General features: G+C 37.9%; 25 protein-coding genes. 17 read left to right on the top strand and 8 right to left on the bottom strand.

The window, feature by feature from the left end; genetic code table 11:
* The first annotated feature begins 1 nt into the window (after position 1).
* Positions 2 to 859, top strand: a complete 858-nt coding sequence (gene liaG, locus I5776_RS02310; RefSeq protein WP_202778785.1) for a LiaG family protein — start codon at positions 2 to 4, stop codon at positions 857 to 859.
* A 74-nt stretch (positions 860 to 933) separates the two neighbouring features.
* Here the strand turns inward: liaG and I5776_RS02315 are convergent, their stop codons facing one another.
* Positions 934 to 2,400, bottom strand: coding sequence for an MDR family MFS transporter (locus I5776_RS02315; RefSeq protein WP_202778786.1), 1,467 nt, complete (start codon positions 2,398 to 2,400; stop codon positions 934 to 936).
* Positions 2,401 to 3,049: 649 nt separating this feature from the next.
* On the opposite strand from I5776_RS02315, the gene I5776_RS02320 reads away from it, so the two are divergent.
* Together I5776_RS02320 and hflX are read left to right on the top strand one after the other, a co-directional pair.
* Complete coding sequence (locus I5776_RS02320) at positions 3,050 to 7,411, top strand: S8 family serine peptidase (RefSeq protein WP_202778787.1); 4,362 nt, start codon at positions 3,050 to 3,052, stop codon at positions 7,409 to 7,411.
* A 462-nt stretch (positions 7,412 to 7,873) separates the two neighbouring features.
* Complete coding sequence (hflX, locus tag I5776_RS02325) at positions 7,874 to 9,130, top strand: GTPase HflX (protein ID WP_425490324.1); 1,257 nt, start codon at positions 7,874 to 7,876, stop codon at positions 9,128 to 9,130.
* 315 nt (positions 9,131 to 9,445) lie between these two features.
* On the opposite strand, the gene I5776_RS02330 is transcribed toward hflX, so the two are convergent.
* The 3 genes from I5776_RS02330 to I5776_RS02340 all read right to left on the bottom strand — a co-directional run bounded on the left by I5776_RS02330 (position 9,446) and on the right by I5776_RS02340 (position 11,821).
* Positions 9,446 to 10,141: a hypothetical protein gene (locus I5776_RS02330; RefSeq protein WP_202778788.1), complete on the bottom strand. Its 696-nt coding sequence runs from the start codon at positions 10,139 to 10,141 to the stop codon at positions 9,446 to 9,448.
* 27 nt (positions 10,142 to 10,168) lie between these two features.
* Complete coding sequence (locus I5776_RS02335; RefSeq protein ID WP_202778789.1) at positions 10,169 to 10,546, bottom strand: DUF4440 domain-containing protein; 378 nt, start codon at positions 10,544 to 10,546, stop codon at positions 10,169 to 10,171.
* A gap of 231 nt (positions 10,547 to 10,777) precedes the next feature.
* Positions 10,778 to 11,821 (bottom strand): YeiH family protein, encoded by a 1,044-nt coding sequence (locus I5776_RS02340; protein WP_246483884.1) that lies wholly within the window; start codon positions 11,819 to 11,821, stop codon positions 10,778 to 10,780.
* Positions 11,822 to 11,937: 116 nt separating this feature from the next.
* On the opposite strand from I5776_RS02340, the gene I5776_RS02345 reads away from it, so the two are divergent.
* Positions 11,938 to 12,843, top strand: coding sequence for a LysR family transcriptional regulator (locus tag I5776_RS02345; RefSeq protein WP_202778790.1), 906 nt, complete (start codon positions 11,938 to 11,940; stop codon positions 12,841 to 12,843).
* A gap of 405 nt (positions 12,844 to 13,248) precedes the next feature.
* Here the strand turns inward: I5776_RS02345 and cyoE are convergent, their stop codons facing one another.
* Positions 13,249 to 14,190, bottom strand: coding sequence for a heme o synthase (gene cyoE / locus I5776_RS02350; protein WP_202778791.1), 942 nt, complete (start codon positions 14,188 to 14,190; stop codon positions 13,249 to 13,251).
* Positions 14,191 to 14,446: 256 nt separating this feature from the next.
* On the opposite strand from cyoE, the gene I5776_RS02355 reads away from it, so the two are divergent.
* The 5 genes from I5776_RS02355 to I5776_RS02375 all read left to right on the top strand — a co-directional run bounded on the left by I5776_RS02355 (position 14,447) and on the right by I5776_RS02375 (position 16,850).
* Positions 14,447 to 14,722, top strand: coding sequence for a DnaA N-terminal domain-containing protein (locus I5776_RS02355; protein ID WP_202778792.1), 276 nt, complete (start codon positions 14,447 to 14,449; stop codon positions 14,720 to 14,722).
* Between the two features lie 31 nt (positions 14,723 to 14,753).
* A complete protein-coding gene (locus I5776_RS02360; RefSeq protein ID WP_202778793.1) occupies positions 14,754 to 15,218 on the top strand; it encodes a GNAT family N-acetyltransferase in 465 nt (154 codons plus the stop codon).
* 158 nt (positions 15,219 to 15,376) lie between these two features.
* Entirely contained in the window at positions 15,377 to 15,862 is a 486-nt protein-coding gene (locus I5776_RS02365) for a tetratricopeptide repeat protein (RefSeq protein ID WP_202778794.1), read from the top strand.
* Between the two features lie 13 nt (positions 15,863 to 15,875).
* A complete protein-coding gene (locus I5776_RS02370) occupies positions 15,876 to 16,502 on the top strand; it encodes a class I SAM-dependent methyltransferase (RefSeq protein WP_202778795.1) in 627 nt (208 codons plus the stop codon).
* A gap of 24 nt (positions 16,503 to 16,526) precedes the next feature.
* On the top strand, positions 16,527 to 16,850 hold the full coding sequence (locus tag I5776_RS02375; RefSeq protein ID WP_202778796.1) for an NIPSNAP family protein: 324 nt from the start codon (positions 16,527 to 16,529) through the stop codon (positions 16,848 to 16,850).
* Positions 16,851 to 16,879: 29 nt separating this feature from the next.
* On the opposite strand, the gene I5776_RS02380 is transcribed toward I5776_RS02375, so the two are convergent.
* Positions 16,880 to 17,275: a DUF3888 domain-containing protein gene (locus I5776_RS02380; RefSeq protein WP_202778797.1), complete on the bottom strand. Its 396-nt coding sequence runs from the start codon at positions 17,273 to 17,275 to the stop codon at positions 16,880 to 16,882.
* 69 nt (positions 17,276 to 17,344) lie between these two features.
* Between I5776_RS02380 and I5776_RS02385 the strand changes: the two genes are divergently transcribed.
* Entirely contained in the window at positions 17,345 to 18,355 is a 1,011-nt protein-coding gene (locus tag I5776_RS02385; RefSeq protein WP_202778798.1) for a S66 family peptidase, read from the top strand.
* A gap of 247 nt (positions 18,356 to 18,602) precedes the next feature.
* On the opposite strand, the gene I5776_RS02390 is transcribed toward I5776_RS02385, so the two are convergent.
* Positions 18,603 to 18,779, bottom strand: coding sequence for a DUF4083 family protein (locus I5776_RS02390; protein ID WP_246483885.1), 177 nt, complete (start codon positions 18,777 to 18,779; stop codon positions 18,603 to 18,605).
* Between the two features lie 127 nt (positions 18,780 to 18,906).
* Here I5776_RS02390 and I5776_RS02395 point away from each other — a divergent pair, with 127 nt between their 5' ends.
* The 6 genes from I5776_RS02395 to I5776_RS02420 all read left to right on the top strand — a co-directional run bounded on the left by I5776_RS02395 (position 18,907) and on the right by I5776_RS02420 (position 23,514).
* Positions 18,907 to 19,731, top strand: coding sequence for an aminoglycoside adenylyltransferase domain-containing protein (locus I5776_RS02395; protein ID WP_202778800.1), 825 nt, complete (start codon positions 18,907 to 18,909; stop codon positions 19,729 to 19,731).
* A 296-nt stretch (positions 19,732 to 20,027) separates the two neighbouring features.
* On the top strand, positions 20,028 to 21,161 hold the full coding sequence (locus I5776_RS02400) for a cation:proton antiporter (RefSeq protein WP_202778801.1): 1,134 nt from the start codon (positions 20,028 to 20,030) through the stop codon (positions 21,159 to 21,161).
* Positions 21,162 to 21,362: 201 nt separating this feature from the next.
* Positions 21,363 to 22,412: an LLM class flavin-dependent oxidoreductase gene (locus tag I5776_RS02405; protein ID WP_202778802.1), complete on the top strand. Its 1,050-nt coding sequence runs from the start codon at positions 21,363 to 21,365 to the stop codon at positions 22,410 to 22,412.
* A gap of 116 nt (positions 22,413 to 22,528) precedes the next feature.
* Entirely contained in the window at positions 22,529 to 22,801 is a 273-nt protein-coding gene (locus I5776_RS02410) for a hypothetical protein (protein ID WP_213085693.1), read from the top strand.
* 39 nt (positions 22,802 to 22,840) lie between these two features.
* Positions 22,841 to 23,326 (top strand): GNAT family N-acetyltransferase, encoded by a 486-nt coding sequence (locus I5776_RS02415; protein WP_202778804.1) that lies wholly within the window; start codon positions 22,841 to 22,843, stop codon positions 23,324 to 23,326.
* 50 nt (positions 23,327 to 23,376) lie between these two features.
* A complete protein-coding gene (locus I5776_RS02420) occupies positions 23,377 to 23,514 on the top strand; it encodes a DUF3951 domain-containing protein (RefSeq protein ID WP_202778805.1) in 138 nt (45 codons plus the stop codon).
* A gap of 102 nt (positions 23,515 to 23,616) precedes the next feature.
* Here I5776_RS02420 and I5776_RS02425 read toward each other — a convergent pair whose 3' ends face one another.
* Positions 23,617 to 24,414, bottom strand: coding sequence for an HAD-IIB family hydrolase (locus I5776_RS02425; protein ID WP_202778806.1), 798 nt, complete (start codon positions 24,412 to 24,414; stop codon positions 23,617 to 23,619).
* A 518-nt stretch (positions 24,415 to 24,932) separates the two neighbouring features.
* On the opposite strand from I5776_RS02425, the gene I5776_RS02430 reads away from it, so the two are divergent.
* Positions 24,933 to 25,760: a pentapeptide repeat-containing protein gene (locus tag I5776_RS02430; protein WP_202778807.1), complete on the top strand. Its 828-nt coding sequence runs from the start codon at positions 24,933 to 24,935 to the stop codon at positions 25,758 to 25,760.
* The last annotated feature ends 597 nt before the right edge of the window (positions 25,761 to 26,357 follow it).

The following is a 26,357-nucleotide window of genomic DNA, read 5'->3' on the forward strand; positions in this document are numbered from 1 at the left end:
AATGAAAAAATTATTATTATTTTTACTCGTTCTCGTCGGTTTATATTTTATCGGCTCGAGTATAAAAGAGGCATCTTGGTTTCCGTTTGGTAAAGGGGATTCACATACTCAATCGATAAAGCAAATTGATCTACTTGATTTAAAGGTTGATAGCTCAAATACGGTTATTATTCCTGAAGACCGGGATGAGATTAAAGCGGAACTTGAGGGCAAAGGAAAATTAACTGTCAATCGAAGAGGAGACGCTATCCGAATTGAAGTAAAACGGAAATGGTTCCAACAATTTGGATTTTGGAACAAAAGCAAACTAACGGTGCATGTTCCCCGTGAGTATAATCGCGATATGAATGTGACGATTGGATCCGGTAAGTTAGCGATGGTAGGTACTTCAAAAAAGGATCCAATGAAGTTAAACAAAATGAACGTAAATATGGGTTCAGGTAAGTTAACTCTAGAAAACCTAGATGTAAAACAATATAAACATAATGGCTCATCGGGTATGGCTAACCTAACTTCTATCTCCACTCAAACGGGGGAAATTAATATGAGCTCCGGTATAGTCAATGTGGATGGCTATGAAGGAAAACTTGATGCGACGCTATCTTCGGGTAAATTAAATGTGCAAATGGATAAGCTTGAAGATTCCATTGATGTTCATGTAAGTTCAGGCTTAGCTAAGCTTGATTTACCTGATAATGCAGATTTCACCTTGAAAGGAAAAGTAAGCAGTGGAGATATTTCTTGCGATTTCCCACTCGAAAGCCAAGAAGTAGGCAATCATAAAGTGAACGGTAAACATGGTACAGGTAAGCATAAAATTGATGTCACGGTGTCTAGTGGAAAAGTAGATATCTATTGATGAGATTGAATCAGAAATCTTCATAAACAAACTAAAAGGCTGGTATCAATGTAGATACCAGCCTTCCTTTTGATTTATCCTCTTTCTTCCGCTTTTAATTTTGGAGATAAAAATGAAACAAGGAAACCTAATAAGGCAATCACCATCATTGCAATAAATAGATGATGCAACCCAAACACGAGAATTTCCCGTAAAGAGGCACGTGCTTGTTCGGGGAGTCCCTGAGCTAAGTTAGGATTAATCAATTGATTAAGATTTTCCGTTTTTAAATGGGATTGCGCAGTTTTGGTTACAAGTGTCGAATTAAAGTAAGTTCCTAGGAGTGCTACGCCGACAGATTGACCTAATGTACGGAAAAATGTATTGGATGCCGTAGCTGCTCCACGCATTGACCAATCAACTGCAGACTGTGAGCTTACCATTGTTATTGTCATAACCATTCCAAAGCCAACCCCGATTAAAGCAGCTAATAAATAGAAAAACAGCTCAGGTGTGTTAATTGAGAAAAACATTAACCAAATCGCCGATATAACGATAATTGCCATACCGACTGCAACCGTTACTCGTACACCTTGACGAAGAAGCATTCGCCCACCAAGAAATGACCCGATCATCCATGTAAGAGACATCGGTGCGAGCATTAAGCCAGATATAGTTGCCCCATGGCCAATGACCCCTTGCACCCACATCGGAAAATAAACGGTAATTCCAATTAATATACAACTTGCAAGAAAACCAACCCCGTTAGCAACTGAAATCGCACGTAAACGGAAAAGCTGCAAAGGAATCATCGGTTCTTTTGCTTTCGACTCGATGAAAACAAATAAAGCAAGCAAGATAATCGCGCTTATAAGCATCAGAATGATTGATGGAGAAGTCCAGTTATGTGTATCGCCGCCACGTTGCAAAGCATAAAGCAAGGCGAGCATTCCGACTGAAAAAGTAATCGCTCCGGCAAAATCAATTTTTTTCTTCGTTTTTTCGATATTTTCCTTCAATGAAAAGCCTACCATGAGCATAGCAGCAATTCCAAATGGAACATTAATATAGAATATCCAGTGCCATGATAGCTGGTCAACGAAAAAGCCACCGACAAGTGGACCGATGACACCGGCAATTCCCCAAGCGGCCCCCATAAACCCTAGTACCTTTGCTCGTTTTTCATATGGATAGATGTCCCCGATAATGGTTGTTGTGACAGGCATAATGGCACCTGCACCAATCCCTTGAATCGCACGATAAATGATTAATTGTTCCATCGTTTGCGAAAGTCCACAAAGTGCCGAACCAATAAGGAAAATAATTGTGCCAAGTGTAAAAATGAATTTTCTGCCGTATAAATCAGATAGCTTTCCGAAAATCGGAACGGTTACAGCTGAGGTAAGTAAATATATTGCAAAAACCCAATTCATTAATTCGATCCCTTTTAAATCACTGACAATTGTCGGCATCGCCGTACTGACGATGGTTCCTTCAATGGCTGTTAAAAAGGTCGCAACAAAAAGGGCAATTGTTACAGTTCGTGTATTTGTTTTCTTCATTCCTGTCCTCCATTTTCTTTATTGCTACTGACTAGTATCATTCGAGACCTTCCAATTTGTCAAATAAATCGTCTATGTAACGTTTTAAAAGCTACAAGTATACGAAAGGAGCTTATATAAAATACCAGTTATATGTCAAAAGAAGGATACCTTTTAATGAAACATCCTCAAAAGTAGTTCGTATTCCTAAAGCATATTACCCTTTTATATCTACCTCAAGGACTTTTGAATTAATTTAAATAATGAATATTGGTTCATAAACATTCCTACTAGGTTGATATATATATTTTTTTGGGGGTTGAAATGAATTTTTTTTAGCATAGTAACGAGTCCCTATATGGTTTTTAAAAAGAAGGGTTATTTTGCCAATATTTTAGCCGTGAATCAAAAAATCACTCCTAGAAATATTTAGTACTTTTGCCTCTGCTGAAAAATTTCCATTCATACGAAATGACTAAATTCTGAAAATTCAGACCTACCTCGACAAGTTTAGACAAATTTTTTAAAATCCGAGCGATATATTTAAATTGACAACTAAGAACCTTCAACAAGTAAGTCTAGAGAAAGGAGGATACAGTTGTCATTTCTATTGTCAAAGGCTTTTTTCATGAACGAAAAGAGCAAATTATTTTGAAGGGGAGGAAAAAGAATGCCGAGGAAGAAAAAGGTTGTGAAGGCCACAAGTGTATTGGCCACAGTGTTAATGTCAGTTTCGCTTTTAACACCAAGTTTTGCGAATGCTGCTTCATTATCAGTAACGAAAAAACCACATACATCGGTTTTGGATTCGAGTGTTACGAAGTCGAAAATTAGTGATGCACTTCTTAAAAAGTTCAACACAGCCGATGAAAAGGTAACCTTTTTAATCAAATTTAAGGAACAGGCTGATACAGCTAAAGTTGCTAAAAAAGCGGCAACCAATGCCAAAAAGGCGAAGCTGTCAGGAATTAAAACAAAGCTTGCAAAACGATCAGCGGTTGTCTCCGAATTAAGAGCGACTGCGATAGAAACACAAGACGATGTGATTAAGTATTTAAAAAAGGAAAAGAAAAACGGCAATGTAAAGAATTTTGAATCCTTCTATATTGTCAATGGGATGGCAATAACAGCTACGAAGGAAGTCATGCAAAAGCTTGCTGGCTTTGAAGCGGTAGCGAAAGTCCTCCCGAACGAAACGCGTCAGCTATATAAAACAGGTGTAGCTGCACCGAATAAACAGGATCAAAAAGCTGAAAAGAATACAAAAGCTGAAAAAAGTGCAAAAACAGCTGAGAAAAAAGCTGGCACTAACAATATTGAATGGAATATTGATCGCGTAGGTGCACCACAAGTTTGGGATATGGGAATTGATGGATCGGGAACGGTCATCGCCAATATCGATACAGGTGTACAATGGGATCACCCGGCATTAAAAGAAAAATATCGTGGTTACAATGCAGCAAACCCAAATAGCCCAAATCATGAAATGAACTGGTTTGATGCAACTGCAGGTCAGTCTACTCCGTATGATGACCAAGGACATGGTACACATACAATGGGAACAATGGTCGGTTCTGAGCCTAATGGGGCGAACCAAATTGGTGTAGCTCCTGGAGCAAAGTGGATTGCGGTAAAAGCGTTCACAGCTACGGGTGGCACAGACGCAGATCTACTAGAAGCTGCTGAATGGATTCTTGCTCCAAAGGATGCACAAGGGAATCCACATCCTGAAATGGCGCCAGATGTTGTCAATAACTCATGGGGCGGCGGCCGTGGAATTGATGAATGGTATCGCGAAATGGTTCAAAACTGGCGAGCAGCGGAAATTTTCCCAGAATTCTCTGCGGGGAACACAGACATATTTGAACCTGGTGGACCAGGATCAATCGCAAATCCAGCAAACTATCCTGAAAGCTTTGCGACTGGTGCAACAGATATCAACAATAAATTAGGAAGCTTCTCCTTACAAGGTCCTTCTCCATATGGTGAAGTAAAGCCTGACATTGCTGCTCCTGGAGTAAATATCCGTTCTTCCGTACCTGGCGGCGTTTATGAAGGCGGCTGGAATGGAACTTCGATGGCTGGACCGCATGTATCAGCAGTAGTTGCGTTGTTGCGTCAAGTAAATTCAGCTTTAACTGTTGATCAAATTGAGGGAATTTTAATGAACACTGCAACACCTTTAACAGATTCCACTTTCCCTGAAAGTCCAAACAATGGATATGGACACGGATTAGTGAATGCATTTGATGCAGTTTCATCCATTATGAATGGTCTAGGAAAAGTGAAAGGTCAAGTAACGAAAGACGGGGATGACAATGAAGCTCCAACTTTCGAACATAGTGCACCAACTGAAACATATGCAGGAATGGATTTACCTTTAACAGTCCAAGTAAGTGATAATATTAGCGTATCTTCAGTTACTTTGGAATATAAAGAAGGAAATGAATGGAAGAGCATTGATGCACAAAGAAAATCAGGTGATTTTAAATCTGGAGAATATTCCGCGAAGATTCCTGGGGATAAAATTGCTACTCCTTCTTTAACGTATCGTTGGAAAATGAATGACTTTGGTAATAATGAAGTGACAAGTAATGAATACAGTGTAGAAGTGAAACCTGGAATCACTGTTGGCTATTCTCAAGACTTTGAATCTACACCAACGGGCTGGAGCTCTTTTGGAACAAAAGATTCATGGCAATGGGGTGTACCAACATCTGGGCCAAGAAGTGCAGCATCTGGTGAAAAAGTGTACGCAACAAATCTTGCTGGAAACTATGATAATAGTGCAAACATGACGTTGGTAATGCCGCCAATCGATCTTCCTGAAGGAAATTCATACCTTCAATTCAAAAACTGGCATGAGTTAGAAACAAACTATGATTTTGGTCATGTATTCGTATCAACGGACAGAGAAAACTGGACACAGCTCGTTCGTGTAAATGGTACAACGACTGCATGGACAGATCGCGAAGTTGACCTATCAGCTTATGCAGGACAACGAATCTACATTGGCTTTAATGTTACATCTGACGGAAGTGTACCAAAACAAGGTTGGTATATAGATGATGTGAAGCTTTCTGCCAATTCAATTAGCAGTAAAATCTCCAAAGGCAACATGAATCTTGGCGTAGAAAAAGGCGATGACAAGGATTCCCTGAAAAAAGAAAAGGTAAATCCAGCTTCAATAAAGCTAGAATTACCTAAAAAGGATGCCCCTCCGGCGAAAGAGGAACAAGTTAATCCTACACTATTACCGATGAATGCTCAAGTAAGTGTAGTAGAAACTGGACGTTCAGTGACAACGAATCCAGCTAACGGCGAATATGAAATGACACATGCAGCTGGCGACTATACTTTACAAGCAGATGCATATGGATTCCGTTCTGAACAGCAACGTGTAACAATTGAAAATGATGGGGTAGCAACAGCTAACTTTGTGTTAGATGAGCTACCGAAAGGAAACATTAGTGGTACAGTGAAAAACAAATCAACTGGTGAACCTTTACAAGGAGCAACGGTTCTACTTGTTGAAGACGCTGCGGTGACCCCTGTACAAACAGATGAAAATGGACACTATGAGTTAACGGCCTACGAAGGCACATACACATTAAAAATTATTGCTCCATTCTATCACGGCCAAGAAAAACAAGTGACTGTTGAAGGTGGAGAAACAGCGGATGTTAATGTGGATTTAGTACCAATCATTAGCTATCCAGGCGGCGAAATTGGTTATGATGATGGAACTGCTGAAAATGCTCGCGCGTTCTATGATGCGGGTAATGGATGGGCAGTGAAAATGTCACTTCCAGAAGGCAAAAAGACTGCAATCGTTACAGCTGGCGTGTTCCGTTTCTGGGATACTGAATGGCCTGTACCAGGTGGAACTGAGTTCAAAGTAGAAGTTTGGGATGCAACAGGAACTAATGGCGCTCCGGGTAAGAAGATTGCCGGTCCAATCAATGCGACTGCACTTCGTAACGGAGAATGGACAGTTGTTGACCTTTCTGGTGAAGGAATCTCAGTAAATGGTGATTTCTACATGGTTTACATTCAAAGTAAAATTAACACTGCTTCACCGGGCTTAGCAACGGATGAAAGTAGTACGAATGCAAAACGCAGCTGGCAATATGTTGGTGGAGCATGGTCCCAATCACCAGCTGATGAAGGTAACTATATGATTCGTGCCCGTGTAAGCTATGAAGTGGATGTACCATCAATTACCTCACCAAAAGATGGTTCATTTACAAATGAAGGAACAGTAACTGTTGAAGGAACTGCATCTCCATCAACGGATGTACACATTCTTAACAATGGTGAAGATGTGAAGACGGTTCAAGCGACTGATAAGGGAACATTCTCTGCAGACGTTGCATTAACTGAAGGAGAAAATGTCCTTACAGCAAAAGCAACGGTCGAATCAGGATCAACTGATGAATCTGCACCTGTAAAAGTGGTGTATGATAAAACGAAGCCGAATTTGACAATCGATAGTCCGAAGAATGATTCTAAAACAAATAAGGAAACAGTAACGGTTGAAGGTAAGGTCAGCGATGCCAACCTTGATTGGGTTAAAATCAATGGTCAAAAAGCAACTGTAACTGATGGTAAATATTCTAAACGTGTGATGCTTGAAAATGGTGAAAACGTCATTAAAGTCGTTGCTCAAGACAAAGCAGGCAATAAGGTTACGAAGAAGGTAACTGTTCATGCACAGTACGATGCACCTGCAATCGAAAATCTATTGCCAAATGCCGATAAAAACTTAAAGAAGGGTGATTCAATCAAAATTGAATTTGATAGTGCACCTGGATTAAAAGCAACATTCGCAATTCACATGCCGTTAACAAACGTAACCAGTGACAATGCAACCGAATTGCCAATGATGGAAACATCATCTGGTCATTATGTTGGCTACTGGACTGTACCAAATGGTACAAAAGCAGATGGAGCGGTCGTTGAAGTAAAAGTGAAAGATGATTATGGTAATGTAGCAACAAAATTAGCGAGCGGTAAGCTTTATATTAAGTAATCTACTCCGAGTCCCCCCTGACTCGAAAATAGATGTTGCCTAGCAAGGAAACCCCCCTTGCTAGGTTTTTTGTGTTATTGTGAAAATTGACTTTTCTTTATATTGTTATCTATCTGTTGATGTGGTAATATTAAGATAACTTTTTAGAACGGAGGGGTAGCCTTGAAGTACGTAAGAATCCGATTTAAGGCGTTGTGCCGCTAATTAAATAGCGCAAGACTCTGCTAATCCTGTGCAGAGTAATCGGATTGGTCTGCCTACTTTTAGGAACCCTATTTTATTGAAACATTCATAGTATAAAGAGGGAGGAACGATTCTGCCCTCTTTTTTATTGTCTTTTTTAGGAACTGCTAATAGGGGTGCTCTCTTATTTTTGGGGAATTATATACATTATCCGATACTCATGTATGTACAGCGAGCAGATTTGTATGTTTATTTTATGGAAATGAAGGGGGCAATATTATGGAACTGAGGGAAAAAGCAATATTAGTAGGGGTCAATTTAAATCATCAAGACAACTTTGACTATTCAATGGAAGAGCTTCGAAATTTAACGGAAGCATGTGATATCGAAGTCGTTGGGGAAATTACGCAAAATCTTCAAAGAATTAATAAATCACATTATGTAGGGACGGGAAAAATTGATGAAATTCGGGCGCTTGGAGAAATGGTAGAGGCGAATGTCATTATTTTTAATGATGAATTATCTCCATCTCAAATCCGAAATTTAGAAGCGGATATCGACTGTAAGGTCATTGATCGAACGATTTTAATACTAGATATTTTTGCGGAACGAGCGCGAACAAAAGAGGCACAGCTTCAAGTAGAAGTTGCCCAGCTGCAATATATGCTTCCTCGCTTAGTCGGTCTTCGCGCATCTCTAGGGCGTCAAGGTGGCGGATCAGGATTGAAAAACAGAGGTGCCGGAGAAACAAAGCTAGAGCTTGATCGCCGGAAAATTGAGGCGAAAATCGTTGCGTTAAATAAAGAATTGGAACATCTAGTTGCTCATCGGAAAACCCAACGTAAACAACGGAAGAAAAATGATGTGCCGGTTGTTTCCCTTGTTGGTTATACAAACTCAGGCAAGTCTACAATCATGAATGCAATGGTGGAGAAATTTAACCCGTTAGAAAATAAACAGGTTTTTGAAAAGGATATGCTTTTTGCAACTTTGGAGACTTCCGTTCGAAGCATTTCCTTAGCTGACCAAAAATCATTTTTACTAACAGATACCGTCGGATTTGTCAGTAAGCTTCCCCACCATCTTGTTAAAGCATTTCGTTCGACCTTGGAGGAAGTAGCAGAAAGTGACTTATTGATTCATGTTGTTGATTATTCCAATCCGAATTATGAACGGCTTATGGACATTACAAATGAAACGTTAAAGGATATTGGAATTGAAAATATTCCAACCATCTATGCGTACAATAAATCAGATTTAATGGATGTTCACATACCGATGACTCGAGGGGAAGATGTATTTTTATCCGCCAAACAACGAATTGGAATCGATGAACTAATTGAGATGATTAGGAAGGAAATTTTCACGGATTATATTCAGTGTGAAATGTTAGTTCCGTATGATCAAGGAAGGATTATTTCTTATTTTAAAGATCATGCAAATGTGATGACTATGAGTTATGAGGAAAATGGTACGAAACTTGTGCTGGAATGTAAAGCGAGTGATTTTGATAGATATAAGGAATTTGTGATTTAAAGTACCTTTCGTAAACATTGCTGCTTTTTTACGAAAAGATGCCTAGATGTCAGACGATATTACTAAAACAATGTGGGGTTGTCAGATGAGTATAAAACTCTTAGCTGGCTACCCCATATTTTTTAGATTAAATTAACTTAGGAAAAATAGTTATTGACTGACTAAATCAAAGTTTCCATCTTTAAAAGGAAGCGGGATGTTCCATCATCGATTTGAGCAACAGAAGCCTCCCCTCCGAATGTTCGATTGCCAAGAAATGCCTAGAATCTCTAGGGGTAAAAGTCGTTCAAATCGAAGATGATATTTACTCCTCCATTAGTAAAGCCCTTCTTTAAGGAGAATATCTTCTCCGGTTAAATCTACAGCAAACCATGTAGTTGCATCCTCATCATTATTATTCGGTTTCCAAGCAGTGACAAAATGAACTTGGCAAATTTCATCTTGTGTTAAAGGGGGCAAAGGGACTGTTAATCCATTTGTTATGTAATTAACTAATCCATATAATGCAATATCATCAGTTGATGGAAAACGATCTGGGATTCGATCCTTCTTTTTTGCTCTGGCTGCTAATGCGACACCATCCTGTGTTCCGAGAGTTAATTTGTACTTCTTATTTTCCAAAGTAATAGCATCTAAACATTCACCGCTATCTGGACCAGTCTCGATTTCGTAAGGATGATTGGGTTGTAGATGCGTAATAAATTCGCAATTCATTTTTTCAGTAAGGGATTTCACCCTCCATACAGCGCCTACTGCCTTGTCCAAATAAAAAGGAAAGGGGAGGTGAATCGTTGGCTCACAAAATACTAATTCAGCTATAAAGTCAGAATGACGATATTGGATTGCAATTCCCCCATTAGATAGCCGGTAGTATTGGCGAGAGCAATCAGCCTCGGAAAGGAATATTTGATTAATGATTATGTCAAATGTAATTGCTCCTAATGGTGTCGGAATGACATGTTCACAAAAATTTATCGATTGAATAGTCAATCTTGAGCTGAAAAGTTCCAACAATAACACCCCTCGTTTTATAAGCTTTTACACGAGTTCAATATATTCACGAAGCAACTTCCACTCTTTGCTTTCCTTTTGCCAAATAAACATACAATTAGCATGATGAGCAATCCCATTAATAATTGCTTTTTCCGTTCCAAGTACGAGTATCTGTTCACCATTTTTTCGTTCAGTAAGAGAAAGGGGCTCAAAGCTTTTTATTGTATCACCGTTATATTGATTAATGACCTCTTTTAGGTCATAGTGATAATCGTATTGATCGGGCTCCAGTAAGCCGCCATGTGCCCAATATCCTTTAAAAGATTTTGACATAAACGAACGAATGAGATTTTCATCTTTCGTTTTGAATGCTTCGTTCCAAGCATCAAAATAATTTGCCAATGCCTCCTGAAATGTATTCACCAACAATCACCTCTTTCACTATTGATATATATTACTCTTCTAATAATATTTCTAAATTCCTTCTTCTTTTGATTGATATTAATTCATGATGATAAAGAGTACAAAAAACACCATTTCTCTCCATGAATTGGATAGAAATGGTGTTATGCATCGTAATTAAACAACTGTCCATCCCAGGTGGAAAATTGGCCAAAGTGTCTTTTTTCGGTACCTGACACCATGTGAAAATTTTCACACGATAAAGTAAACGAGGACGCTTAAACAAATAGATGTGATGACCATCGCGATGAGTGGTCGTAAGGCTTTTGTTCGAAGGTCTTTTAGGCTAACGTTTAGGCCAAGGCCGACCATGGCGGCAGTTAGGCACCATGTTGTTACATTTGAAACGCCATTCATGAAGCCGTCGGATACTTGAATGTGACTTCCAAGAACATAGCTTCCGAATAAGCTCATAATGATAAATCCAATTAAGAACCAAGGGAATTCAATATTATTCCCATTCGCAGCAGCTTCTTTTCCGTGTTTTTTCCGATTTATAAAATACATGAAAATAAAACACAATGGCACAAGTAGAAAGACGCGTCCTAGTTTGGCTAGAAGACCGATTGCCAAGGAATCCTCTCCACCCGGTGCAGCAGCTAATGCAACATGGGCAATTTCGTGTAAACTCGTACCAGACCAAATCCCATACTCAACCGGAGTTAATGGTAATACAGGGCGGAGAATCGTATAAGCAATGGCAAAGATTGTTCCAACTAAAGCAATTATTCCAACTCCAATCGCTGTATCTTCGTCCTTTGATTTAATGATTGGGGCGATAGCTGCAATCGCAGCAGCACCGCACACTCCGGTTCCGACACCTAATAAAAGGGAAATCGTTTTATCTGCTTTAAACACTTTAGCAAGCCACATCGTAAAGAGAATGGCAAAGGCGATTACGCCTACATCACGAATAAGGAGCCCGATTCCGTCTTGAAACACTGTATTAATATTTAATTTTAATCCGTATAAAATAATAGCGAATCTCAAAAGCTTCTTTGAAGAAAAATTAATTCCGGGCCGAATCGCTTCGGGATATCCAAAAAATTGTCGGAATACAACGGCAATCACAATTGCGGATGCAAGCTGACCGACATGGTCAAATCCGGGGACTTTTGCTAAAAAGAAGCCAAGTAAAGCGATAAAAAAGGTAAATGCAATGCCACCGATCCAAAGGAGGGAAGACGAATTTCGCTTCGGTTCCATCGGTTCAAGCACTTTTACTCTTTCTTCCATGTCAACACCTCCAAAATTATTCTATACCATTACGATAATTCATCATTGACGATAAGGAAAATAAATATATATGATGTTCATAATAAGTAAAACTTATATGGAGGAGGAAAGCTATGATGGATCAGCATTTACTCGTGTTTGTCACGGTAGTAGATAAGGGGAATTTTTCTCGTGCGGCCGAAGAACTTCATATGACACAGCCTGCAGTGAGTCAATATATTCAATCACTGGAACGATCCTATGGGGCTAAGCTGCTCGACCGGAGTAATAAATTTGTTCGCTTAAATAAAGCGGGAGAAATTGTGTATTATCATGCAAAGGAAATTTTAGGACTTTATACAAAAATGCAGGGCCTTATTGATGATTTAACGAACCGGGCAAGTGGACCGCTGTCGATTGGAGCGAGTTATACATTCGGTGAATATGTGCTGCCACACTTAATTGCCAAACTCCATCAACAATTTCCACTCATTAAACCAAGGATAAAGATAGGGAATACGAAGGAAATCTCCGAGTTGGTCATTGGTCATCAACTGGATGTCGGAATTATTGAGGGAGAATATAAGGACCCGCATCTTTCAATTGAATCTTTTACAGAAGATATGATGTATGTTGTTGCCTCTTCCACTCATCCTTTATCTATGCAAAAACAAGAAATACAAATTTCCGATTTAGAGAAGGAAACATGGATTATCCGCGAAATAGGCTCCGGAACGCGCGAAGCAACAGAAACCATTTTCAAACGGTTATCCATTACTCCAAAAGATACGATGGAATTCGGCAGCACCCAATTAATAAAAGAAACCGTAGAATCGGGATTAGGCATTACTCTATTGTCTCAACTCGCGATAAGAAAGGAAATTTCAATGGAGGTGTTAAAAATCCTCCCCGTGAAAGATACTCCTTTTAAAAGAAACTTTTCAATCGTCTTACGAACCTCCTTTCAAACGAAAGCACTGGAAGTATTTATAAGGTTATTAAAGGAGCAGTTTAAAAAAGGGGTTTCGCTTAATGATAAGTAGTTCTGTTTCGGTGGAGAAACATATCAATTAGTGATGTTCTTTTTGAGGATAATCAAAATAAGCGGATATTTTCCGGTAAAACAGCAGAAAGGAGCTCGGTTCGGGGAATATAAGCGGAGTTTTTCCGATTAAGCAAAGAAAAATTACTTGATTTAACGTTTTCCGAGTTAATAGTCGGAATCTTTCCGGCTATTTAAGGTATTTTCAGTGCTATTTCTTAAATAAGAGAAATTTTTCCGCTTATCAAACTTGATTTAAAGTCTAAATAAGCTTGTGCAACTTATCCATTAATTAACAAAAGCTTGAGAAAAAATCCCAAGCTTTTGTGCTAATTATAATGTTATTTGTGCTGCGATTTTAGATTTTATCCACGTTATCAAAACTACTTATCTTAACGAGACGGCCCTATAAAAATGTACTTCCAATAAAGGAATAAACAATGATGGTCGCAAAAAGAATAGTGAGATGATTAAGTGAAAAAATAAACATTGTTGTCGCCCATTTTTTAGTTGTCATTTTTTTATAGCCAACAATACTTAAAATAAGCCAGGCGATACTTAAAATGAGTGCGACCAACATAATCCCGATGCTAAATGTAATAAAAAGAAAGCTTGAAGCAATTAAAGCAATCAAGTAAATATTTGTTTGTATATAAGTTCGTTTAAATCCTTTAACGACAGGGAGCATTGGAACATTTGCTGCTTTATAATCATCATACTTACGAATGGCAATTGCATAAAAATGCGGCATTTGCCAAAGAACCATGATGACAAATAATCCAAGAAGTGCTGGATGCATCAAGTCAGTTGTAATCGCTGCCCAGCCGATAAGTGGAGGCATCGCACCTGAAATGCTTCCGACTTCTGTATTATAAATGGTATGGCGCTTCGTCCACATTGTATAAGGTACAACATAGAAAAATAAACCGAGAAGCCCAAAGAGTGCGGCAAGTGGTGTTGTAAATGCAAGAGAAACTAGTCCGACTACGGACATGATGATACCAAGCAAGAGAACAGTCTTTGGTTGCAAGGCACCCGTCACTGTTGGCCGATTCTTCGTCCGTTCCATAATGGAATCAATATCTCGATCATATAAATTATTAAAGGCACCTGCAGCACCTATCACAAGAGCTGATCCAATCATTGCTAATATGATCTCAGGAATTTTCTCAAGCGGGCTATAATCATTTATAAATAAAGCCAATGTTAACCCTGCGAACATGGCTAATAAGTTTGATTTAATAATACCGGTCTTAACCGTCTGTGCCAAAATGGTCGTTAGCGACTGTTCAGGGACTGTGCTAGACGTACTTTGGACACTTTTATCGATCTTTACATCGCTTCGCATAGTTATCCTCTTTCCTTTTTTCAAGGTTATCTGCTATATAAGTTTATCATAATTCAAAGTATAAAAGTTTGTTCAGCTTTGAACAATTTTTAACAGATGTGAAAATGTGGATTGTTGAAAAGTGTAAACAAATCCTTTTCTTATCGTAGGAAAAAGGAATAATCCACCATATTGTCGAATGTATGATGTAGCAAAATTATTGAAGTGTACTAGAGATATGGAGAATGGTAAACGTAATTTGAAAGGAGCGAGAACATTGACCCATTCAAAAAAAATACATACAGAAAAAGTCGGGCTTTGGGAAGAAGTCCTAGATGAATTGAAGTTATCTCTCGAACCTAATGCGATTAAAACGTGGTTTAGTAAAGCAACAATCGATAGATTAAGCGAAAATGAAATGATCGTACGTGCGGCGAATGATTTCTCAGCAGACTGGATTAGGAAACACTTTCAAGCTGATCTCGAAAAGGCAGTATGCAAAGTATTGAATCAGAAGGTTCGTGTTCAAATTTCTGTACAATCATCAAATTGAACGAGATAAATTAACCGGGGAGGCATGTCGAATGAATCATTTGTCGATTCGAAGAGTATATCTAGAGGATATCGATGAATTAATCGATTTAATGTTTCAATACATCGTTGATTTTTATAAACGACCACGGCCGGAAGAGAAAGACCTTCGAAATCTAATTAAGCATTTATTGGAAAGCCCCGAAGTTGGCGTACAGTTTGTTGCGGAATCCGAAGGAAAACTTGTCGGGTTCTCCACATTATACTTCACTTTTAGTACGACAAGGGTGAAGAAAGTTGCGATATTAAATGATTTATTTGTCGCTCCCTCAATGAGGGGATTGAAGGTCGGAGAGCAATTATTTAAAGAAAGTTTAGCCTATACAAAGGCCAATGACTATGCGGCAATGTCATGGCAAACCGCATATGATAATCTAATAGGTCAGTCCTTATATGAAAAAATGGGCGGTCAGCAAACGAATGATGAATGGATTAATTATGAGATTAGTAATATGTAATACCGAAAGGGGAAATGAAGCGTTAATTTCCCTAAGTTAAAAGTTAAAAAAGTATAAGAACGCCTTAATGCATATAGATTTTACGAGAAGAAGGGCAAATATGTATAGGGAAGCGCCAGATGCATATAGATCTTTCAATTTGGAGGCAAAATATGTATATGAAACACGAATTGGGAAAAGCAATCCAACTAAGGGAAGAGGGACATTTAATAGATTCGAATGAATTACTGATTCGATTAGCTAAAGAGCAGGCCGATGATCCTATAATAAACTATCAATGTGCGTGGAGTTTTGATGTTTTAGGAAAAGAACGTGAAGCTGTTCCTTATTATGAAAAGGCAATTTCATTAGGACTTGAAGGGGAAGATTTAGAAGGGGCATTGCTAGGCTTAGGAAGTACGTATCGGACTTTAGGTGAATATGAAAAATCAAAACGTACATTTTTAAAAGGTATCGAGTTATTTCCAAATAACCATGCGATTCGGGTATTTTACGCGATGACCTTGTACAACCTAAAAGACCATAATCAAGCGATGGAAATTCTTTTAAAATCTATAGGAGAGACATCGAATGATCCCCAATTGGTAACTTATAAACGAGCGATTAAGTTCTACTCAGATAAATTAGATCAGGTTTGGGATTGAAAGGAGCAGTTGCATGTTAAGTAAGCAAGGTTTTGATTTATGGGCAAATGATTATGATCAAACAGTTCAACTAAGTGAGGAAAATAATCAGTATCCCTTTGCTGGCTACAAAGAGATTCTTAATACAATTTTTAATGAAGTGATGCAAAAACCTTCGTCTCATATTTTGGATATTGGGTTCGGAACAGGAGTTTTAACAACGAAATTATATGAACATGGACAACATATTGACGGAATCGATTTTTCCGCGAAAATGATTGAAATTGCTAAAGAAAAGATGCCTCATGCACATTTAATAGAATGTGATTTTTCACAAGGTTTACCAGATGAGATTAAAGTGAAACGGTATGATTCGATTATCAGCACCTATGCATTACATCATTTAACAGACGAGAATAAGGTGGCGTTCATTAAGGAACTGCTTCCATTACTGAATGATCATGGGGAGATTTACATTGGAGATATCGCTTTTGAAACACGTGAAAAGCTGGAGGACTGTAGGCAGGAAAGTTTAGCTTACTGGGATCCTGATGAGTATTATTTCGTTAATGAAGAAATTGCATTAGCTTTAAGTGATGTGTGCAAATGTGAGTTTCACGCGATATCGCATTGTGGCGGGGTGTTTATTATTTCTCGTTAGAATAGTAGTAAAGGAGAAATAAAAATGATATATCGAAGAAAAACATACAAAATTAAACCTGAAAAATTAAATGATTTTAATCAGTTTTTTCATCGTTATCTTTATCCAAATCAACTGAACCATGGGGCAAAATTAATCGGCCGATGGGTGAATGAAGCCGAAGATGAAATTACTGCGATTTGGGAGTACGAGAGTAAGGAACAGTATGAGGCGATTGAACAGGGGATAAGGGGGAGCGAGTTACACGAAAAAGCACAACAAAGAAGGAGGGAGTTAGGGAATCTTTATATCGAAAGCAGGCAAGATTTTCTAACCTCAACGTTAAATTGTGACTCTAAAGTGAAATGAAAGCATAGAAATAGGAGGCCAATTGCCCCCTATTTTTCAGAATGAATGTATTCGATTAATTCTACGGCTTGACCTTGTTCAGCCTGTGGATCGACCTTTAAAAGGACCGTATCGATATGTGGTTGGTTCTTTGCAGGGTCAGTTACCTTGATTGTCATTTTCACCTCATAAATTCTCTTTGGAGGCTTGACGGAGAAGTTGTTGTTAATTGTTAATTTTTGCATTTTGTCTAGTGTCCAAGTTGCCTTCTCGCCATTTTCCTTTTTTACGACTTCCGTCATATAAGGAGAAACGACTTCAGCGAATATTTTATTGAAGTTTGCGGTCATTTTATTTTGTTGACCTTGATTAGCTGGTTCCGCCATTACGATGGAAGCATTTCCGAACACGAGCAAGCATGCAAAAAGAATTGTTATTTTTTTCATTTTCATCACCTCGAAATTAATGTTTCCAGAATGTAGCTTTCTATTCATCTTTTAAAGGAGGTTTTTTATATGAAATACCCCATTTTAGAAAAAGGAGCAACAATTGGCATCACAGCTCCTTCATCGGGAGTGGAAGAAGAATTACATGATTTGATTAAATCGGCATGTAAACGTATGGAGCAGAAAGGTTATACAACTATTTGCGGTGATACTGTTTGGACACAGGACAAAGCAAAATCAGCACCTGCGAAAAAGCGTGCGGCTGAATTTACTGAAATGATACGAAATGAAAAAATACAAGCGATTATACCGCCATGGGGTGGAGAATTATTAATCGAAATCCTCGAATACATTGATTTTGAACAAATGAAAAATAAGTGGGTGCTCGGTTATTCAGATCTTAGTGTTCTATTAATGGCCATCACATTAAAAACGGGAATAGCAACAGCCCATGGAACGAATATCATCGACTTAAGAGGGGAATTGACAGATGAGACAACCGCGATGTGGGAAACGGTTTTATCCACAAAAGCCGGGGAAGAAGTACGTCAATATTCCTCTAACAAGTTTCAAAAGAAATGGCAACATGACAACCCATCCCCATATGTTTTTCATTTAACAGAAGAAACAGAGTGGAAAATAACCTCGGATAAGGACGTGAAAATACAAGGTCGATTGCTTGGCGGATGTATTGATAGTATTCGCCATTTAATCGGAACTCCATACGGTGATGTGGCGGACTTTCGAAAAAAACATACGAATGGCGAACCAATCGTGTGGTACCTAGAAAATTGTGAATCGACAACTACTGATTTACGACGATCATTCGTTCAAATGAAGCTTGCCGGCTGGTTTGAAGACTGTTCAGGAGTCATGTTTGGCAGAAGTTCGGCCAATCACCCAGTTGAAAATTACACAGCTGAAGATTTTTATGAAGAGCTATCTAATGAACTACAAGTACCGATTATATATGACATCGATTGTGGTCATGTCCCACCGCAAATCACTTTTATTAATGGTGCATTTGCTGAAGTAGAAGTGAGGAACGGAAAGGGAATGGTTTTGCAGCGGTTTATTTGAAAGTCGCAAAAGGAAAGAAATATAAAAGTCCTTCTTTATTCGAAGGACTTTTTTCAAAAGAAAGTATTTCATTTCATTACTATGCCTCTTGAGATACAAATACAATCGGAACAACGTAAAAAAGAATTGCAAGTAAAGGTAAAGTAGAAGTAAAAACAGATACCCAAGACATATTCAAACCCTCTCTCAATTTGGAAATTATATTACTTGATCAGAAATTTGAAAACTGACAAAATCGATATAAAAATCAATCTGTCTTATCCTCAAGTAATTCAATCATTCTTTCTAAATTTCTATTAATCTCGTTTAATTGGTTATTTTTTACTTGGAAATTAATTAGCAATCTTCGAATAAAAAGAGCAAATGACAGGACCCCTACTACCAGTAAAAAAAATATGAAGAATATAAAAAAAGATTCCTCCATTGGCATTAATCCTCCTAAAAATTATTGGATAATTATACCACACATGAATCTATTGATGTACAATAAATTTAGAATAATCATTCATTTGGGGAGAATAAGTTTCTAAAATCTAACGGAGGAAAAGTAAATGAATCATATTCCAACAAGGATAAAAGAAGTCTTAAACGTGTATTTTGATTTATTTGTGTCGAAATTACCCCATTTACTTGAATCCTATTATCTCTATGGGTCTACATCATTAGGGGAATATTATGAAGGACAAAGTGATATTGATTTCATTGCCGTTATGAAACGAGAAATGAATGAGGCAGAGATACATATTTTGAAGGAAATACATCATGAAATGCAAAAAGGATTTCCTCATTCGATTTTAGATGGATTGTATCTTCTTAAGGATGATTTAGAAACTGTGAGCAAAACTACCAATTTATGTCCCTATTTTAATGATGGAAAGTTGCAAGGATTTAAGAAGTTTGATCATAACTCAATTGATGCATTTCAATTAAAAAAATACGGAATTACCGTAAAAGGAGAAAAAATTGAAAATGTTAATTTTGATGTGAATTGGGATGTCTTAATAGAAAATATGCGCATGAATCTAAATACATATTGGCGTGGCTGGACGAATGATTGTAAAAAATTCCTCACTTTAAAATACATTGGGATATTTTTTAATTTAGGAATGATTGAATGGGGCGTATTAGGAGTATCCCGTCTTTTTTATACATTCCGGGAAAAGGATATTACCACAAAAGTTGGTGCTGGAGAATATGCATTAAGAACTGTTCCCCAAAAATGGTATAAGATTATCAATGAATCGATGAGATTACGAAAAGGGAATAAAAAATCCTTTTACAAATCCATTTTTGAGAGACGAAAAGAAGCATTAGCCTACATGGAATTCATTATTCAAGAATGCAATCATCTTTTGGTTGAAAATAAAAGAGATTGACGAGTTGCCTCGTTTGATGGGATGTATGAACTAATATAAGAGGAAAGAGCTTCGTTCCTTTTGATGGTCTTTTTGGAAAAAGGTAAAAATCGATTACATTTTCATGTATTTATGGTATAATAATAGTAATCAAATATGAACGACTCTGGAGGAGCCTGTCACCAAGGGATAACTATGTCCTTGGTGACAGGCTCTTTTTGTGTTTTTTTTGAGATTGACTTAATCGGAAAATTTGGCGAAAACTAAAAACACGAATCTAGGGTTATTAGAGAAATTTATGGAAGGTGGTAATGTTCATGGAATTAGTTCTTCAATTAGCAATCATAATTATTGCTTCGAAGTTGGCAGGTAGCCTAAGTGTTAGATTAGGACAGCCTGCGGTTTTGGGCAAACTGTTAATTGGAATTGTCCTCGGACCGTCGGTTTTAGGATTCATTAATGAGACGGATACATTAGCTGAGATTAGCCAGGTGGGTGTCATCTTACTGATGTTTATTGCCGGTTTAGAAACGGATTTAGAAGAATTCAAGCGAACTGGAAAAGCATCTACATTTGTCGGACTTGGTGGGATTATTCTGCCACTTGTTTTAGGTTATGTAGCGGGTGTCTTATTGCATTTATCTACGATGGAATCATGGTTCTTAGGGTTACTCCTTTCGGCGACAAGTGTTAGTATCTCTGTTCAGGCATTAAAGGAAATGAACCAGTTAAAAACCCGTGAAGGAACGACGATTCTAGGGGCAGCGGTCATTGATGATGTCGTAGTGATTATTGCATTGGCTTTCTTAATGAGTTTCATGGGAGGAGACGTTCATTTAACAACGGTAATTTTAAAGAAAGTAGTGTTTTTTATCGGTGCGATTCTTGTTGGGTGGAAAGTAGTTCCGTGGTTCTTAAATAGATTCTCTTCATTAAAGGTAACAGAAACCGTTATTTCATCTGCATTAATTATCTGTTTTGTCTTTGCCTACTTAGCGGAATATACGGGCGTTGCTGCGATTATTGGCGCGTATATCGCTGGTGTTGCAATTAGTGTAACAAAATTTAAGGATGAAGTGTTTGAGAAGGTAGAAACGATTGGATACTCTGTATTTGTACCAGTGTTCTTTACGTCAATCGGAATAACCGCAGAATTTTCGGGGATTTCAAAGCATATTGGGCTCATCATTGGGCTAAGTATTTTGGCGATTCTTACGAAATTAATCGGGGCTTCACTCGGCGCGAAATTCTCCGGATTTGGTTGGAAAAGCTCATTAGGCATAGGATCTGCTATGGTGTCCCGTGGAGAGGTTGCACTTATTATGGCAACGATCGGTATCGAATCGAAGCTGCTTAATCCCGACTTATTTGCGGCTATTGTAGTTGTGATTCTTGTGACAACAATTGTGACTCCGCCAATGATGAAAGTGTTTTTTCAATCGAAAAAGTAACATAATAATTACATTTGAAGACTCTAGTTCAGAATAAATGTGCATATGCGAAGATCGAAACGACAGGAATCTGTCGTTTTTTTTAGTGGAACATATAAGTATGAATAATCCCTAAGTCTGATAAATAGTATTGTACCTATTAAAAACATATAATAGGTTACATCAATTAAATGTCTTTAAGTCGAAGGAGAGTATAAATAAATGGAAATAGGTGTAAGTACGTTTGTGGAAACGACGCCGGATGTAGAGACCGGTGAAGTGATTAGTCACGCACAAAGATTGCGTGAAGTAGTGGATGAAATTGTTTTAGCAGATCAGGTAGGATTGGATATCTTTGGTGTGGGAGAACATCATCGGAAAGATTATGCGGCATCCTCTCCAGCAGTTGTGCTTGCTGCAGCTGCTTCACGGACGGAACGAATCAGATTGACAAGTGCCGTTACAGTTCTATCTTCAGCTGACCCAGTTCGAGTATTTCAAGATTTTGCTACACTTGATGCCATTTCAAATGGACGAGCGGAGATTATGGCAGGACGGGGTTCTTTTATCGAGTCTTTCCCTTTGTTTGGGTATGATTTAGATGACTATAATGAGTTATTCGATGAAAAGCTCGAACTCTTGTTGAAATTGCGCGACTCAGAAATTGTATCCTGGAGAGGTGGACATCGACCTGCTATTCATCAATTGGGTGTCTACCCAAGACCTGTGCAAAATCCATTGCGTGTTTGGATTGGCAGCGGCGGTACGAGAGGATCTGTCGTTCGCGCAGGCATGCTTGGTTTACCGCTTGTACTGGCGATTATTGGTGGTAGTCCATTACATTTTGCTCCACTTGTACAGCTTTATAAGCGGGCAGCAGCCCAAGCTGGTCATGATGTTTCGAAACTTCCTGTAGCATCCCATTCTCACGGCTTTATTGCGGAGGATACGATGACGGCTGCTGATAAATTTTTCCCTTCTACTCAGCAAGCAATGAATGTGCTTGGACGTGAGCGAGGCTGGGGTCATTATGATAGAAACAGCTTCGATGCAGCAAGAAGCTTTGAAGGAGCCCTTTATGTAGGAGATCCTGAAACAGTCGCACAAAAAATTATCCACCTTCGTAAGAACGTAGGAATCACACGTTTTATGTTGCATGTTCCAGTGGGAACAATGCCACATGATGATGTGATGAAAGCTATTGAACTATTAGGGAAAGAAGTAGCCCCGAGGGTGCGAGAAGAAGTTTCAAAATGGGAAGCACAGCAATAAATCGAAAGGGTAAAGACTTAACCTGGGTTTTGGTTAAGTCTTTATTTAATTAAAGTATTTGTTATTTTTTGAAAATACTGTTACGATTACTTCATCGAATAATTGAGGTGATCCAAATGTACTTTTCAGAAGTATTTTATGGTAATTTAACTGTACCTATTGTGTTAGAAGCGATTATTATAGGTATGATCATTTCGCTATCTGTATATTTCTTTTCAAAAAATAAATGGGGAAGCATTTTTATAAGTGTTCCATTTAGCGCGCTTTACCTATTTTTATTCTACCATTATACATTTCACTTATATTTTATTATTTTCGAGATTGTCATTCAGTTTGGGTTAATAAATATTATCAGTATTTTGAGTGAATCAAAAACTTCAAATAGATAACATGACTTATCATCAGGAAATCTTCGGAGGGATGTAAATTTGTTAAATGTAAGAAATGTTAAAATAGATGATTTATCTGAACTTGTAGCAATTGAACATCTTTGTTTTTCAAAAGATGAAGCAGCAACAGAAACCGCATTTAGAAAAAGGATTCAACTCATTCCCGATACTTTTTTTGTGGCAGAAGAGGACGGAGTGCTTGTTGGTATAATTAATGGTCCTGTCATTAGCACATCCTATATAACTGATGATTTGTTTAGCAATATAAAGGAAAATCCAGCTTCAGGCGGTCACCAAAGTATTTTAGGATTAGCAGTGCACCCACATTTTCAAAAACATGGGATTGCCTCCGTATTACTTATGCATTTAGAGAAAGAGTCTCGGGAGAAAAAACGTCAAACAATCACTCTCACTTGTAAGGAAAATTTAATTAAGTTTTACGAAAAAATGGGGTACAACAACGAAGGCGTTTCGGACTCCGAGCATGGAGGAGTCGTTTGGTACAATATGAGTAAAATGCTATAAAAAGTAATATTTGCTTGAATAATGATTTTCTTTCCGAAAGGGTGAAAAGGATGGTCTATTTATTTATCTTTTTTATCGTGCTTATTGTAGGAATGATTATTGTTAAGGCTAAGAGAAAAAGAAAATTACCAAGTAATCGTTATACACCGTTTGATGATATAATCAGCGGAAAATCGGAGAAGGATTAACACTTTTTTCTGAGGGGAAGTCTATTAAAGACTTCCCCATTTTGCTAAACGAATGCACTTATATACGATTCACAAACTTGGGGTTTTGTACATTTTTTTTCATTATTGCAAAGATAATATATGAAGAATTGTCTTTAAAACAGCATCTTCCTCATTGGAACGGGTAATATAATTTGCCGCATCCTTTATTTCTTGAACTGCATTTCGGACAGCAAAGCTGTATGTGCCACGAGACATTAGTTCAATATCGTTATACCCATCTCCAAATACCATTGTTTCTTCAGGAGTGACATGTAATAACTGCTGTAATTGTTCTACAGTAGTGCCTTTGTGAACATTAACGTTGGTTATATCAATCCAAGCAGCTTCCGAAGCAACAATATAAGCGGACTGAAAAAATGGAGATAATTTTTCCTTTGTTTCCATACATCCCAACAATGGATCATGAATCGTAATCTTAACAAAATCGTCAGTTATTTCATTAAAATCAGAGACATGGCTTACTTGGGCATAGGACTTTCTAACAATAGCTGCTTCTTCATGTGATAAATTTTCCTTTACTATCGCACCGTTTTTTGTACAGGCTATAATTGTATGTTCGAGACTAATCTCCTCAAGTAAGCGAATAATTTCCAATCCTAATTTATTACTAAGAAGACATTCATAAACAAATTCTTTATTATGTTTGATTCGAGTTGCACTATCACCTAGTATCCACAAATCATCTGCATCTTCTCCGAATAATTCCTCAACGCGCTCGCACTGCTTTCCGGTAACAGGTGCGAAAACAACGCCCTTATCTTTCATTACCTTTTTTACATCCTTGTATAGCTCCCTATTAAAGTCACCACTATTATTCAAGAACGTTCCGTCCATATCAGATAACACTAATTTAATCATTAGATTTCCCTCCCGCGGTTTTAAATGATTTCCTAATAGATTAACGATTATATACATCCGTTATTTCTATTAAAAATATAAAAGTATTTAGCTATTAATTACACTTGTAGTTCGATATTACATAATTTCACACAATGTTTTTTGGAGCATTTAAAGTAAGTGGAAAATAAGCTCGGTGTTTTTATTAGGCTGAAATATAAAAAAACCTAAACTAGTACCTGTAGAAAGGTATAGTTTAGGTTTTGCCTGCAAAACAGTAACAATCCTAAAATTGTTATAATCTTTTAACAAATAATATCAACTTCTTTGTGGAAGGTCAATACCTTTTGTAACCCCTTTCACCTTTTAATTGTCCTAATCGGGAAAGTAAAATTCATATAGCAATTAAACAATTCTAAATGTTATATTGTAGTTAAACAGACAGATAAAATAGGACTAAATAAACAAGTAACGGTTGTGGATGAGTGTTTTAACCGGAGTACTGATGCTATTTAAATAAAAATTAGGAAGTGTAAGTTTTGTCTCTACAACAAAAAAGTGAAACCAATCATCAATTACATGCAGATTGTACAAATTGTTTTGGCTTGTGCTGTGTGGCTTTGCCATATGCCAAATCTGCTGACTTTGCCAAGGATAAGGCAGGTGGAACACCTTGTTCCAATTTAGATTCAGATTATCGATGTACTATTCATAACAATCTTAGAAATAAGGGATATCGAGGTTGTACGGTATATGAATGTTTTGGTGCAGGTCAAAAAGTATCTCAAATCACATATGGAGGGAATGATTGGCGCAATCATCCTGAAACAGCAGCGGAAATGTATGAAGTTTTTCCGATTATGCAGCAGCTTCATGAAATGCTTAGTTACTTGTATGAAGCCCGCAGTTTAAAAGAAACGAAAGCTATTTATAAAGACTTAGAGATTGCTATTGAAGAAACGGAAAAGCTAACCAATTTTAGCCCGAGATCGATTATTGAGCTTGATGTACCAGCTCATCGAGTAATGATTAATGAGTTGCTTCTCCGTACAAGTGAACTCGTTCGAGCGAAAGCTTCTCAAGGAAAAAGGAGCAAATCCTTAAAAAGAGATTTGCTGGGTGCGAACTTAAAAGGTGCTAACCTTCGGGGGGCAAACTTAAGGGGGGCCCTCCTAATAGCGGCAGATCTCAGAAACGCTGATATGAGAATGGCGGATCTAATTGGCGCCGATTTTAGAGATGCCGATTTAAGCGGTGCTGATTTAACAGGGAGTATTTTTCTAACCCAAGCGCAGGTGAATGCGGCCAAAGGTGATAAACAAACAAAATTACCTTCTTCTTTAACGATGCCAACACATTGGATGTAAAATGGAGCGTTTTCTGTATAAACAGGAGATGCTTTTTTTATTTCCATAAAGTGAGTGCGAAACAATTGTTCTTTCGTGAACTATTTGAATTCAATGGAGATGTTTCGTTCTTATCATATATGAGGAACATGAAACAGCGTTCATGCGAAAGAAGTACCACCAAGGCGGATTATGAGGAACAAGAAACAGGGTTTAAGCGAAAGAAGTACCGCCAAGGCAGATTATGAGGAACATGAAACAGTGTTCATGCGAGAGAAGTATCACCAAGACGGATTATGAGGAACAAGAAACAGGGTTTAAGCGAAAGAAGTACCGCCAAGGCAGATTATGAGGAACATGAATCAAAGTTAATGTGAAGGAAGTACCGCCAAGGCAGTTTATGAGGAACATGAATCAAAGTTTAAGCGAAAGAAGTACCGCCAAGGCGGATTATGAGGAACATGAATCAGGGTTTAAGCGAAAGAAGTACCGCCAAAGCCGATTATGAGGAACATGAATCAGTGTTTAAGCAAAAGAAGTACCGCCAAGGGAGATTATGAGGAACAAGAAACAGCGTTCATGCGAAAGAAGTACCTCCAGAGCCGATTATGAGAAACA

It is taken from the genome of Heyndrickxia vini, from assembly GCF_016772275.1.
GTDB classification, from domain to species: Bacteria; Bacillota; Bacilli; order Bacillales; family Bacillaceae_C; genus Heyndrickxia; species Heyndrickxia vini.

Excerpts from the sequence above, each read along its gene's own strand:
- I5776_RS02360 (WP_202778793.1), top strand. The coding sequence starts at position 14,754 with ATGAATCATTTGTCGATTCGAAGAGTATATCTAGAGGATATCGATGAA.
- I5776_RS02315 (WP_202778786.1), bottom strand. The coding sequence starts at position 2,400 with ATGAAGAAAACAAATACACGAACTGTAACAATTGCCCTTTTTGTTGCG.
- I5776_RS02390 (WP_246483885.1), bottom strand. The coding sequence starts at position 18,779 with ATGGAGGAATCTTTTTTTATATTCTTCATATTTTTTTTACTGGTAGTA.
- I5776_RS02340 (WP_246483884.1), bottom strand. The coding sequence starts at position 11,821 with ATGGAAGAAAGAGTAAAAGTGCTTGAACCGATGGAACCGAAGCGAAAT.
- I5776_RS02345 (WP_202778790.1), top strand. The coding sequence starts at position 11,938 with ATGGATCAGCATTTACTCGTGTTTGTCACGGTAGTAGATAAGGGGAAT.
- I5776_RS02320 (WP_202778787.1), top strand. The coding sequence starts at position 3,050 with ATGCCGAGGAAGAAAAAGGTTGTGAAGGCCACAAGTGTATTGGCCACA.
- I5776_RS02370 (WP_202778795.1), top strand. The coding sequence starts at position 15,876 with ATGTTAAGTAAGCAAGGTTTTGATTTATGGGCAAATGATTATGATCAA.
- cyoE (WP_202778791.1), bottom strand. The coding sequence starts at position 14,190 with ATGCGAAGCGATGTAAAGATCGATAAAAGTGTCCAAAGTACGTCTAGC.
- I5776_RS02405 (WP_202778802.1), top strand. The coding sequence starts at position 21,363 with ATGGAAATAGGTGTAAGTACGTTTGTGGAAACGACGCCGGATGTAGAG.
- I5776_RS02365 (WP_202778794.1), top strand. The coding sequence starts at position 15,377 with ATGAAACACGAATTGGGAAAAGCAATCCAACTAAGGGAAGAGGGACAT.
- I5776_RS02420 (WP_202778805.1), top strand. The coding sequence starts at position 23,377 with ATGGTCTATTTATTTATCTTTTTTATCGTGCTTATTGTAGGAATGATT.
- I5776_RS02395 (WP_202778800.1), top strand. The coding sequence starts at position 18,907 with ATGAATCATATTCCAACAAGGATAAAAGAAGTCTTAAACGTGTATTTT.
- hflX (WP_425490324.1), top strand. The coding sequence starts at position 7,874 with ATGGAACTGAGGGAAAAAGCAATATTAGTAGGGGTCAATTTAAATCAT.
- I5776_RS02380 (WP_202778797.1), bottom strand. The coding sequence starts at position 17,275 with ATGAAAAAAATAACAATTCTTTTTGCATGCTTGCTCGTGTTCGGAAAT.
- I5776_RS02400 (WP_202778801.1), top strand. The coding sequence starts at position 20,028 with ATGGAATTAGTTCTTCAATTAGCAATCATAATTATTGCTTCGAAGTTG.
- liaG (WP_202778785.1), top strand. The coding sequence starts at position 2 with ATGAAAAAATTATTATTATTTTTACTCGTTCTCGTCGGTTTATATTTT.
- I5776_RS02425 (WP_202778806.1), bottom strand. The coding sequence starts at position 24,414 with ATGATTAAATTAGTGTTATCTGATATGGACGGAACGTTCTTGAATAAT.
- I5776_RS02375 (WP_202778796.1), top strand. The coding sequence starts at position 16,527 with ATGATATATCGAAGAAAAACATACAAAATTAAACCTGAAAAATTAAAT.
- I5776_RS02410 (WP_213085693.1), top strand. The coding sequence starts at position 22,529 with ATGTACTTTTCAGAAGTATTTTATGGTAATTTAACTGTACCTATTGTG.
- I5776_RS02385 (WP_202778798.1), top strand. The coding sequence starts at position 17,345 with ATGAAATACCCCATTTTAGAAAAAGGAGCAACAATTGGCATCACAGCT.